Raw genomic sequence first — 11,861 nt, 5'->3', positions numbered from 1 at the left:
TGCTAACAAATTGCTCCATGTTGTTTTTTCCGTACTTAAAAACAAAAAACCATATGAGGTACATCTTATTCATTAGTATTTTGGCTCTGTCCATTTGGGGGTTGACTTATTACCGCTTGTCTTTATATATGTTCGGAGTTCACAGGCTCTTGAATGTGGCAAACGATCAAACAATTGACGGACTTGATGGGGCCTTAAAAATTGCGGTGGTTTGGCTTTGGCAAACATTGGTGGTCCGATCAACAAGGTCAGCCAGATTCTGCTTTATTAAATTTCGCTCGTTATACAGATAACGTAAAAGGCACCTCAGGTAGGACCGGTACAGACGCTGGGTCGTTTTTGCATACGATGCATTAAACGCTGCTAAGAAGTCATCCACATGTTCGATGTTGATACCGGTCAATTTTATCCTGGATTTTTGCAGATAGTCACCAAATGCCTTGACAACCCTTGTAATGCATCCAATCTGTGCTGGGCCGCTTTGTTGTATTTTCTGAAAGTAGGCTAAATACTCCAGGCGGACTTGATCCATATCATAATCGGTCGGCTGTTTGGGTTTTAGCTTAGCCACTCCTCTACTTCATGAAACAACTGTTTTGATCCAAAATTCTCAGCAATTCCCATATAATCGTCTGACATGGTTCTGATTTTTCGTTCAATCTCTTTTTTGTTTTTATAAGTTTTTTTAACCTTCCCAGGCGAACCCGTTACCAGAGAGTAAGGTGGAATAATGGTTTTTTCTAATACAACAGCTCCAGCAGCAACAACAGATCCCTTGCCGATAACAGCATGGTTCATAACAATTGATCCCATCCCAATCAGGCACTCATCTCCTATTGTGCATCCATGAATTATACTTCTATGACCAATGGTAACACCATTTCCGATTTTTAATGGGATATTTTCATCAGCGTGGCACATACAAAGGTCTTGAATATTTGTCCTTTCTCCCACACTTATTTTGTCAAAATCACCTCGAAGGACAGATTGAAACCATACGGAGGAATTTTCAGCGATAGCTACATTGCCAATGATTTGAGCTGTCGGTGCGATAAAAACTGACTTGTGGATTTGAGGCTTATTATTTTTATATGAGTAGAGGGCCATTGGTTGCCTGTTTAAAATTTTCACCAAATTGTTATTTGAATTAATAGCAATAATATTCCAAAAAAGCTATTCCTCAATAAGTAAAAACCACTATTTTTAAATGTCTTCACGATTTTTTCTTGAATTCTCCCTGCCCAAGTGCAATAAAACCATTAACAATCTCAGTTCCATATTCGCTATAACTTGAAAAAGGAGAGTGACCTCATGTATCTATCTGAAGAGAAACGAGCAGCAATCAGGGAATGCATTGAAAATCAACAATCCAGTTCAGAAATCATTCCCGGACAAAATAATGGGAATCATACAAAAAGATTTAATGATACAGCAGGGGGAAGGAAAGTTTCTCAGATTTTATTTGGTGCCAGGGATGGGAGGGAAGTATTTACACCGTTTTGATTGGATGGGACTTATCAGATAAATTCTGATCAATAAAAAAAAGCGAGGGGCCATGACAAAACGCAAAATTAAACCCGAGAGAGATCTGGAAAAAACGTACTCCACAAAACATTTCGTGACCAAATTAAGAAGACTTGCTGATTCACTTGAACAGAATAAAAGGTTCAGAATACAAATTGCTGGGGAAAGGATCTCTGTTCCTCCCAATGCAATATTTAATATTGAGCATGAAAGAGAGGGAAATAATGAGGAAGTTGAATTTCAGATGAAATGGGTGGTGCCTGAGAAGTAGAATATGAAATTCAAAGAAAAATATTTCCATTGTGGTGATTTTTTACAAAATAGTCTTAAATCTCAAATTGATGAAGTTTATCAATGTGTTTCCAATATAAGATGGGAACCTGATTTTAATTTTGACCCAAATAACGGAAAGGCACTGCAACACCAAAGAGCTTATAATAAGGCATTTGAACAAGAATTTTTTAATTTTGATTGGGAACAACAACCTGTTCTATTAAAAAATCCTCGCTTGATCGGTGGCTTCAGAAAAGGTCTTGTTTTTCTTGAAATTCAATTTGGAAACAGTGCCACCCTATATCGGGATTATTACAAATTTCAATACGGTCATGCTAATGGATTGCTGTCTTTGGCGGTTCTAATAGTTCCAACGAACCCTTCAGAATTTTTCCCTACACGACCATCCAGCGTTATCAATATGGCGGAATTCGATTTGGCTATGGGATTAATCACCATCGATGACTCTTTTGATTTGAGAGTTTCAGAAAAAGCACATGGTACCGATTTTTTTGATAACATGGTGCTGAAATTCAATGGCCAGCAATTAAGAAATCCTATCCGAAAAAGTTATTATCCTAAAAATGAATATTTGGACTGGCACGTATCAGAAGTGTTTCATGGTCCTATGAGAGAAAAATGAAGACATCTCCATAAATAAAAATAGAGGGATAAAATGAAAAATATAGCAGTGTTATGGGATATTCAAAATGTATTACCATCAAAAGAGATCGCAAATATTTTTGTCGATGGTTTGCTGAGCTATTGTGAATCAATCGGAAATAGATCATATCTGATTGCGGTCGGCGATTGGGGAAAAACAATTGCGGCAAACATACCTTCAATTTTGTCGGAAAATGGCTTTGAATTACTGTATATTCCACAATTAGATACCAAAGGAAAGAAAACAAAAAATAGTGTGGATTTTATATTGATAACCAAGGCGACGGAAATGATTTTCCAATATCCGCATATAGATACTTATGTCATTTTAACTGGAGATGTTGATTTTAGGCCACTTGTCCAATTATTAAAAAAACACGGAAAAACAGTAAATATAATTTATAACCCGCACAATGTTTCGGAGCGGCTACTTGAATTTGCAGATGACCATAAGGATTATAGAGATTTAATACCAGACGAGACAGATCAATATGATAATGATGATGATTATTCTAAAAATGGAAAGGATTTTACAAAAGAGGAAGCATTTAATCTTTTAATTGAATCAATAAACCAAATGGAAAAGAATAAAAAGGTTCCTACTCCGGGATCAGTCAAAGTTAGAATGAAGATGATAAACGATAATTTCACCGGAATGATTCCAGGGATATCCAACTGGTTAGATTTTATTAATGAAGCGAACTCTAAAGGGTTGATCAGTTACGAACAAAAGAAAAAAGAACTTTAATAACGATCAAAAATGACGGTTTAAGATGGATGGCAAAAATAATATAAATCTCATTTATTAATTTATTTTAAGAGTTTGCCCCTGCTGAAAAAGAAATTTCTTGCTGTTATTAATATTTCAACTGAAAAATTCTAAATTGAATGAGGATTGAATGAATCTGACGCCTGCATTTTTTATATCTATCATAATCGAATATTGGTATTTTTTTCTAATCCCAATTGTAATTGCCTTTTTTAAAACCCCTCTTTTTAAAGGGTTTATAGGGGAGGTTATTATTAATATTGCTTCAACTCTATTCCTGGATAAAAACAAATATCATCTGATAAAAAATGTGACATTACCCACTGAAGATGGAACCACTCAGATTGATCATATCATTGTTTCAAAATATGGCATTTTTGTTGTTGAGACCAAGAATATGAAGGGTTGGATTTTTGGTAATGAACGCCAAAAGATGTGGACCCAAACTATTTTCAAGCATAAGACGAAATTTCAAAATCCATTGCATCAGAATTATAAACACGTCAAAACGCTTGAAAGTGCATTGAATATTGAATCAGAAAAGATATTTTCTGTTATTGTTTTTGTTGGTGACGCTACTTTTAAAACTTCCATGCCTGCAAATATAAATTATCCCAGGGGGTATATAAATTTTATTAAATCAAAAAATGAAATCCTATTATCTGATGATGAAACAAAGGAAACCATACGGGTAATTGAATTTGGAAGATTTGAGCGATCTTTTAAAACAAATCGTGAGCATGTAAAGCACGTGAAGAATATTGTAGAAGAAAAACAAAATGGCCAGATTTGTCCAAAATGTGGAAGTGCCATGGTTTTGAGACTGTCAAAAAAAGGGGTAAATGCTGGGAATCAATTTTGGGGATGCTCTCAGTTTCCTAAATGTCGGGTGACTTTGAAGTATTCAAAAAAAGAATGATAGCTTTAAATATTGTTAATTCAAACGTTTTAAAGGGTTTGGACTATAGCCAGAGTCAATGCCAAAAATTTACTATGATATGAATTTAATAGCCTTCTCTATTAACAGCTTTTTCTTCTGAAGATATTTTTTATTTGATGGTAAATCCAAGAAATTATTTGCTTCTTCTAAACTCGAAAAATCATTAGCAGATTTTAAGTGGAAAATTATTAAGCTGTAGAAATAATTCTGCAACTGATAACAATTAGTTTTAGCACGACCAATTTGATCCCCAGCATGAACACTACAATTTCTATATTCTCTTAGATGCTCTAAAACTTGTTTATGGTATTCTTGGTCCGAATATAAAAAAGAACATCGTCTAGTCACTAAATCATAATTCGATTCTGAAGGTGCTGCCAATGCTTCAATTGCTCCCCAAAGTCTAATCAAAGCAACATTTTGGTCTCTTTCATCAAGCGCACGAACATAGCGTATTAATGCGTCTTTAATGTTTGTTTTATACTTAGAAAGTTTTAATTGTTTCAAAGCCCATGCGCAATTCTTTTTATAATCTTTGAAGTTATCCACATAAAATAATTTTGTCTTAACAAAGTTGGGTTCATACCAGAATACTTTCGTTGCTAATTTTCCAGTATTTTTATGAAGTGTATGTTTCCCCCCCAATCTTATTCTATTGATCGGTTGCCAGTCATCCCCCCCAATTTCCCAACTAGCATTTCCAAAAAGGCACCATATAGATCTTTGAATATCAAGAACACGGAGTGCTTTTGTAATAGCTCCATTTAAAGATTTACTTTTTAAGGTCACAATAAGTTTTGTATAATTTGATGGTGTTTCGACTATATCTAAATTTTGTTTTGAGATAATTTCATCTCTTCCAATATATTTTTTGGGATATTTATAATCCAAAATTCTGATAGTAGAGTCTTCTAATATAATTCTTTTGCTCGGAAAGGGCCTTTTTATGGATATGGTTGTTAGCATATGATATTTCAATTGCCTAATAGCCAATTTATATCGAACCAAAGAATTTATTTCATCAATAACAGATGTATTATCTAAATCTGCTTTTTTTGCAATATTGTTTACAGCTTCAGAAATAATTGATTCTTTGTCTAATTCTTCAAAACTTTTTGGGAACTGAATCATATTCTGCAATACGGCCATTACATTATGATATTCAAATCCTGAGTATGAGATTTTTTTATCATCAGTAACTGTTTTAATACTATTAATTTTGGATAGTATAATTTGGGGCTTTAGATTTTTATTTTTTTTCCATTTTACTGGCATAATCCGCTCACTATTAATTAGTCATCAGATATCAAACTTAAAAGAATGTTTATTAAAATCTCCCATATTTTTTAGCTTTTGTGCTATATGTTGAAAGCCCGCCCTCAAGAGAATCTATATGGTTTGTTTTTAAAAAGCTTCTTTGCTTCGTGAATCCACATCACTTCAGGAAATTGTTCCCTTTGGATTGTCATCAGTTCCAAACGTCTTTCAGCTACCCAGACAGAACATTGTGCTGTAATAAGTAGGCCTCCCGACAAAATAGCCCCAATTGGCCCGCCCAGTAGGGCACTGATTCCTGTACCGACTGTGATTGCAGCAAGCGATTCTGTACTGAGAATTTTTGACAGTGCACCAGTAACGGTTTTAATGCCATGTTTCTTTAATGCCCACTCATAATCATCAAGGCGTTTATTGATGATATCAGTCGCATGTTGTAGTGTTTTTGCATTTAGCCCGTATTCTAACCAGAATCGAAGGTCGCGGTATTTTTGTTTAGCCTCAACGTCCTTTCGAAAGTCAACAACCTGTCTCCATTCCAAATCAGATTCATTTGGGATAGATAGGTTATTTAAAGCTGCTTGGTATGCGAGCGATTGCCCATTCGGGAATTCATGTTTAAAGGCATTCTCTGAGTTATAAACAGATGTTGCCTGAATCCCAAACTCTAAATAGACTTGTCTCCGTACCTGATCATGTAAGTCCATAAAATTTGCCGAAGAGCTTAATGAATCTGTTTCTATTTTTTTTTCAATCACCATTAATGTTTTCGAGTTAGCCTTATTAATACCAAATGTGAAATCTTCGGGTACGTCTTTAAAAGGATCGTTATTGTTTGCTTTCGTTCTCGTCGAGACAAATATACGATCAAAAAGAAGTAATGATGTCTTTGCAATTTTAATATTTGAAAATGCACACATTTCCCCGGACAAGGGATATCTATCTTTGCTGAATTTCCAGTTTTTCATAATAAATTTGTCAATGTATATTTTTCATTTTTTAGGGGAACACAGTTATTTTGCAGATCTGGATATTATGTAAATTGAGATAATCCATCCACCGAAAAATACCTAAAAGATAATCAGATCTTTGTTAAATTGTATTTGTTTCTTCTTAGTTCAAAAGCAGTCTTACCTCCATCAAGGATATCACAAGCATGTTCTCTAACACCACGTGAATTTAAGGTGTCTGGGCAATTCTTAATCTTTGGATAGGAGAATTCAATACTGCCAGTTAAGTAATTAAATTGTTTGCCGTCTTCATTTTGTCTATCATCTCCATTCCTATTTGCGACTATTATCTGTTCGGAATCTGCCCCAACGACTAAGTTTGCATTATGAGTCACCATAATTATCTGACGTTCTTTTTTCTTGTCTTTTAAAAAGGGAACAACCTCATCATAAATTGAGCGACTGTCTAAGTCATCTTCAGGCTGATCTATGAGTAACGGCCATGTACCATTTGATTCGGCAAGTATCAAACGTAAAGCAAATAATGCCCGTTTCCCTGGTGTCATTGTCGGTTCTGAAAATCCGCCAATTTTATCGCCTTCCATTTCTGCTGTAAATAGTATTTTTTCAGTGAATGTTAGAGCTCGTCGTGCAACATCCTTGGGATTATTATGTGCTATTGTTTTTTGTCTTCCGGTATTTATAGCATTTAAAAAATCACCTGGTTTTTTTCTCATACTATCAAGCTGAAAATCACCTTTTATTACGAATTGAGTTCTTTCTTTAGTATTAAGTATTTGTATAATTTCTTCGATATGATTGCTTACCCCAAATTCAATACCAAATTTTATGCCCTCAATCATACTTTGGTCGGTTTGATCGATAGAGATCGCTAATTCTTCTATTAACAATTTTCTTTCATCAAGTGCCAATTTAATATTCTTCTCGCAGATATCTTGCGTGATTTTCTTTTTATCAATTTTTGCTTCTATTGTTTCTATAATACCAATATTTTGGTTATGCTCGTTTAATTTTTTAACAAGTGCTCTAAATTCGATATTTTTCTGATATTTCTCTATCAAGGCGATGTTTGTTTTTGTTATTTTAGCTATATTTTTCTCATGCGTTTGTTTTTCATTTTCAATAAAATCTTTATATTCAATAATTTTTTCATTGACATTGTTTAATATCCGTCTTTCCTCATTATCCAAAATGGATGCGATTTGTTCTTGGAGGTTTGAAGGTAAACTATCGGGTGCTGGTAAAAGAGATATTTTGAGAATCTTAAAAAAGTTTTGTTCCTTTGAAACATTGCCAATTTGTATCCATTGATCATTAATTTTTTCATTTTTATTTTGTAATACTGCGATTTTGGCACTTATCGTTTGATACTTTTTTATATCCTCATCACTCAATTGAAATTTAGTTTTCAGATCATTAATTCTCAAGTCTGTTTGTTTTATTTCTTCTTTAATAGAATTTTTGTCACCAATATTTTTTAATTCTTCTCTATAAGTCTGAATGGCATTTGATATGTTAAACCAACTAATAACTTCATTTGATATAGCCACATTCTTAGTGTCAATGAGATTTATTGTTTTTAAATATTGTGTTTTAAATTCCGGCAGGTGCATGAAAAGTACGGGTTCTATTTTATCTTTAATTTCATTTGGGTCTTTGCTTTTAGCGAATAAATAATTTTGTGGGATGTATACGATCTTCCCATGGCTTTCATTATTTGATTTTCCATTAGCCCATTCAATTGTATGTCGCAAATCTATTTTGTTCCAGTGATACTCGCTACCTTCGCCTGGGCCTTTAACCAATTCTTCGGTTAGCTCTTTATCAACCGCATGTGCTATATATGCGAGTAGTGCGGATTTACCAGAAGATCGACTTCCAATAATTGAACAGAGATTGCTATTTAGTTTTACCTCTTCAGGAAAGTCAGTTCCTTTAAATCTGATTTTATGAATAACTTTGAAATCATCTTTACTGTCTGGTTTTAGAGGACTAATTTTTACTCGTTCACCGGGATCTGGCTCGTAAAGTATCTGTCTTAATCCTTCAAATGTTTTGTCTGCTTTAATCCAAGTTACATCTTTTAAAATACGCTCTATATCATTTTTTTCTTCTGTAATTCTTTTACCCAAATATTCGCTCAACTCCTTAAATGAGTGAGCGTCACAGCCTGATATAACAGGTTTTTTGCTAATAAAAGATTCATTATCTTCAAGTCTATTAGTTTTTAAAAAATAATTCACATTTTGAATACCACCTAAAAAGACGTCCGTAAACTTGTCTATTTCATCTGTTATAACTTCTTTTCTCATTTTTCCACGCATTGGGCGAATGCCATCATTATTGGCAGCTGTGATAATTAGAAAATGATCTTGTCGAATTGCTTTTTTACCAAATGTCTGTTCAAATGCGCTGATTATATTTTCCCTTGTGACCGTTGCAGATTTGAACTCATCTTTTGTTTTCAATTCAGAGCATACTATTGGAGTATCATCTTTACCAGTTTTAACGATGTTCAGCTTGTTTAAAAATTTATCAATTTTATCGATTGAAGATGGATTAAAGAGCAGATGAATATTCACCTCCTCTTGCTCTTTGTTCACTGATTCATTGAGTCTAAGCTCTATGTTTAAAAAGAATCTTTTTATAGAGTCTGGATATTTTTTTGAAAATTTATTCAGAAAAATAAAATAATTTGCAGCTGAAAAATAATCTGTTAGTCCAAACGCTTCAACATCCGAATTCTCAATAATATCACAAAATTGATCCCACTTATCGATACCATCATTAGTTTTGTAATTATCATTGAGTTTTGTGTCAGGTGTGTGAACATGCAAATCCCATTTTCTCCAGATCGATCCCCTGGAATCGTTGAAATTATTTAATTTTTCCATAGTCATCCCGTTTTGATAGAAGTGAATAATTACATCAAATTCTTATGAAGAATATTTTCATTATGCTTTTTACACATAATGTTAAGCTATACACAGTTCCAGACATCATGCAATCTTGATTGATAAACTTGTATCAAGTGATATTCCGATTGTAAAGAGATTCAAATATTTGAGGAAAAGCAGAATTAAATATTTCAGCTTTACAGAAACAAACCTTTTTGAATAAACTTTAGATCTCTCAAAACTCTAACAGTAGCCAGGCCGTTATCGGGTATTTTAGTTTGTATGGAAATAGTCCAAATATATTTGGAGTATCCATTCTGCGATGGTGTGGACTATGTCTATACGTCCGGTGTGGTTCCCGAAATTTTATTGGTCCTGATTATAGTCAGAACTGAATCGCCTAAAACTTTATCAAGATTTGAACAGATATCATTGATACTCTGGAAATCTTATGGCAGTTTCCATAAGGATAATACTTGAGTATTAAATCTTACCCTTTTTGGCTGTTTTCTCTTTGCGTTTTTCTTTCAAGGTTTTTTCTGATTTTTTCTTAACGTTTTTTTGAGTATCTCTTCCTTTAGCCATGAATTCCCCTTTGATTTTGCTTTGATAAATATAATTATTGATTGTATTTCCATTATACTTGGATTGCAAGTAATCAATATTCTGGGTACCCTGAAAAATCCGAACCCCTATATAATTTGTACAGAGATAATTATTCTTGAGTACCAGAATCTTCATTTCGATGAAATGACATTTGGGACTTTGTAATTTCCAGAGTCAGGGTTTCTGAAGTCAAAGTATAACAAACACCGATAATGGCAAGGCAAACACCGGAAATTAGAAAGGCACTCCTGAAGGCTGGGACCCCAAGGGATGCTCCGGGGTATAAGAATTTCATAACTGAGCCCATTCCCTGTAAAAAAACGGCGACCCCGCCCATGGTAAAAAAATTGATTGCTGTCATAGCCATACCGGCATTTTCATGAGGCACTTGTTCCTTAATATGTGCATACATTATCTGGCCTGAACTGCTGAACAAGCCAAACAAGAAAAAGAGTAACGATAATGTAATTTTTCCGGTTCCATCCGGTAGGAACACAAGAATACATAGAATGATAGCCATACCCCATATGCCGGGAATAATAATCCTTTTACGTGAATTAATGATACGATCAGATAAATGTCCGCTCAAAGGACTGCCGATGATTATACCTATGCTCATAAGTAAGATAATATTACCAGCTGTAACCGGAGAAAGTCCAATGGCATTCATAAGATAAGGGCCTGCCCATAACGCCTGAACAGAAGCAAAAACGCCATAACGGCAAAAGGTGGAAAAAGAAATTATCCAAAAATCTTTTTGAGAGAAAAGGATTTTAGCTCTTTTTAAAGTGTCTCCTATCATAGGACGAGAATTGTTTTTGTGACTCAAAATTAATTTGGTACCTGGCCGATCACTTAAGAGGAAAAAGAAAAGAAACGCTATGACAAAAGTAATTCCACCCATTGTCATGAAGCTGTTTCTCCATCCCATAAATTGAACCATAATGACGAGGGGGGTTGCTGCTGCTATATTGCCTGCAGTGCTTACAGATACAATTATTGCCGAAAGTGTTGCGAAGTATTTCGGATCGAACAAGATAGTGATAAGTTTTAAAGTTCCCATGAAGTTGCATGCCATTCCGGCCCCTAAAAGCACCCTGCCAATGGCCAGATGGTGGTAGGATTCGCCTATAGCAAAAAGGAATGCTCCTGCTACGGCAACCAGAGTGAGTAAGGTCATGGTGATTCTTGGCCCGATACTATCAAGAAAAATACCAACAGGAATCTGCATTAGGGCAAAGGCATAAAAAAATGATGCTGAAACGGTACTGAGTTTCCAGGCATCAAGGTTAAGATCCTGTATTAGGTTCGGAGAAATCACTGCCACAGATGAACGATAAAACTGTGATAGGGTAAAGAGAGTTCCCGCAATGATAAATATCAGCCAGCGGCGTGATGTTTTTAGTTTTATAAAATGCAAAGGTATAATTTGATCCTTTCCCAAGAACATAGAAACAGAGTTAAACCACGTTTTTCAGGTCATACCATTTCTGCGCCCAGTGAGTAGTCGTTTTTCAACCATTGGCCGAATGTTTTCTTTTCTGTCTATAATATATTTAAAGACAATTCTTGCATGATCGGAACCATTTTTTCAACCTAAATTCCAGTGACATATATTTTTGATATCAATGACAATTCTGGGGTTTGAATAAGCTCGCTTCTTTTAATATTCAAAAACGTCTTCAAAATTAGTTTAACCTTTTGTTAAATTTTATAGGAGAGGGTTACTTTATCCTTGTATACGGATTTCATATTCACTATATCTTTGCTGGTACTATCGGATTTAAGAATAGAGGTTACAAGATGTCATTAGAAGCTGGAGCCTTAAACAAAAACTGAAAGACAGAATCACCTGAAATGTTTCAAGACATATAGGTTATCGAATAAGCAGGAGATTTAAAATGAAGATAGTTTATGTCAATAAAAAACATCAGTGTCGAATG

General features: G+C 34.4%; 11 protein-coding genes. 5 read left to right on the top strand and 6 right to left on the bottom strand.

Annotated elements, in window-relative coordinates; all coding sequences use genetic code 11:
- Positions 1 to 166 precede the first annotated feature (166 nt).
- Entirely contained in the window at positions 167 to 571 is a 405-nt protein-coding gene (locus K8S13_RS13295; RefSeq protein ID WP_291463156.1) for a hypothetical protein, read from the bottom strand.
- Positions 559 to 1,107: a gamma carbonic anhydrase family protein gene (locus tag K8S13_RS13290; RefSeq protein ID WP_291463154.1), complete on the bottom strand. Its 549-nt coding sequence runs from the start codon at positions 1,105 to 1,107 to the stop codon at positions 559 to 561. Before K8S13_RS13290 ends, K8S13_RS13295 begins: the two co-directional genes overlap by 13 nt.
- A gap of 204 nt (positions 1,108 to 1,311) precedes the next feature.
- Here K8S13_RS13290 and K8S13_RS13285 point away from each other — a divergent pair, with 204 nt between their 5' ends.
- The 5 genes from K8S13_RS13285 to K8S13_RS13265 all read left to right on the top strand — a co-directional run bounded on the left by K8S13_RS13285 (position 1,312) and on the right by K8S13_RS13265 (position 4,148).
- Positions 1,312 to 1,503 carry a hypothetical protein gene (locus tag K8S13_RS13285; protein WP_291463152.1) on the top strand — a complete coding sequence of 64 codons (192 nt, stop codon included), beginning with the start codon at positions 1,312 to 1,314 and terminating at the stop codon, positions 1,501 to 1,503.
- A 52-nt stretch (positions 1,504 to 1,555) separates the two neighbouring features.
- A complete protein-coding gene (locus K8S13_RS13280) occupies positions 1,556 to 1,795 on the top strand; it encodes an amphi-Trp domain-containing protein (protein ID WP_291463151.1) in 240 nt (79 codons plus the stop codon).
- A 3-nt stretch (positions 1,796 to 1,798) separates the two neighbouring features.
- Positions 1,799 to 2,440: a BglII/BstYI family type II restriction endonuclease gene (locus tag K8S13_RS13275; protein ID WP_291463148.1), complete on the top strand. Its 642-nt coding sequence runs from the start codon at positions 1,799 to 1,801 to the stop codon at positions 2,438 to 2,440.
- 33 nt (positions 2,441 to 2,473) lie between these two features.
- Positions 2,474 to 3,208, top strand: a complete 735-nt coding sequence (locus K8S13_RS13270) for an NYN domain-containing protein (RefSeq protein WP_291463147.1) — start codon at positions 2,474 to 2,476, stop codon at positions 3,206 to 3,208.
- A gap of 151 nt (positions 3,209 to 3,359) precedes the next feature.
- Entirely contained in the window at positions 3,360 to 4,148 is a 789-nt protein-coding gene (locus K8S13_RS13265) for a nuclease-related domain-containing protein (RefSeq protein WP_291463145.1), read from the top strand.
- 72 nt (positions 4,149 to 4,220) lie between these two features.
- Here the strand turns inward: K8S13_RS13265 and K8S13_RS13260 are convergent, their stop codons facing one another.
- From K8S13_RS13260 to K8S13_RS13245, 4 genes are all read right to left on the bottom strand, one after another.
- On the bottom strand, positions 4,221 to 5,444 hold the full coding sequence (locus K8S13_RS13260) for a hypothetical protein (RefSeq protein ID WP_291463144.1): 1,224 nt from the start codon (positions 5,442 to 5,444) through the stop codon (positions 4,221 to 4,223).
- A 104-nt stretch (positions 5,445 to 5,548) separates the two neighbouring features.
- A complete protein-coding gene (locus K8S13_RS13255; protein ID WP_291463143.1) occupies positions 5,549 to 6,412 on the bottom strand; it encodes a hypothetical protein in 864 nt (287 codons plus the stop codon).
- A 113-nt stretch (positions 6,413 to 6,525) separates the two neighbouring features.
- Positions 6,526 to 9,309: a TrlF family AAA-like ATPase gene (locus tag K8S13_RS13250; RefSeq protein ID WP_291463142.1), complete on the bottom strand. Its 2,784-nt coding sequence runs from the start codon at positions 9,307 to 9,309 to the stop codon at positions 6,526 to 6,528.
- A gap of 718 nt (positions 9,310 to 10,027) precedes the next feature.
- Positions 10,028 to 11,338: an MFS transporter gene (locus tag K8S13_RS13245; RefSeq protein WP_291463141.1), complete on the bottom strand. Its 1,311-nt coding sequence runs from the start codon at positions 11,336 to 11,338 to the stop codon at positions 10,028 to 10,030.
- Between the last annotated feature and the right edge of the window lie 523 nt (positions 11,339 to 11,861).

The organism is Desulfobacula sp., from assembly GCF_021107415.1.
This window is presented reverse-complemented; position numbering and strand designations above follow the sequence as displayed.

Coding starts and splice junctions, on each gene's coding strand:
- K8S13_RS13250 (WP_291463142.1), bottom strand. CDS start 9,309: ATGGAAAAATTAAATAATTTCAACGATTCCAGGGGATCGATCTGGAGA.
- K8S13_RS13285 (WP_291463152.1), top strand. CDS start 1,312: ATGTATCTATCTGAAGAGAAACGAGCAGCAATCAGGGAATGCATTGAA.
- K8S13_RS13270 (WP_291463147.1), top strand. CDS start 2,474: ATGAAAAATATAGCAGTGTTATGGGATATTCAAAATGTATTACCATCA.
- K8S13_RS13275 (WP_291463148.1), top strand. CDS start 1,799: ATGAAATTCAAAGAAAAATATTTCCATTGTGGTGATTTTTTACAAAAT.
- K8S13_RS13260 (WP_291463144.1), bottom strand. CDS start 5,444: ATGCCAGTAAAATGGAAAAAAAATAAAAATCTAAAGCCCCAAATTATA.
- K8S13_RS13290 (WP_291463154.1), bottom strand. CDS start 1,107: ATGGCCCTCTACTCATATAAAAATAATAAGCCTCAAATCCACAAGTCA.
- K8S13_RS13255 (WP_291463143.1), bottom strand. CDS start 6,412: ATGAAAAACTGGAAATTCAGCAAAGATAGATATCCCTTGTCCGGGGAA.
- K8S13_RS13265 (WP_291463145.1), top strand. CDS start 3,360: ATGAATCTGACGCCTGCATTTTTTATATCTATCATAATCGAATATTGG.
- K8S13_RS13280 (WP_291463151.1), top strand. CDS start 1,556: ATGACAAAACGCAAAATTAAACCCGAGAGAGATCTGGAAAAAACGTAC.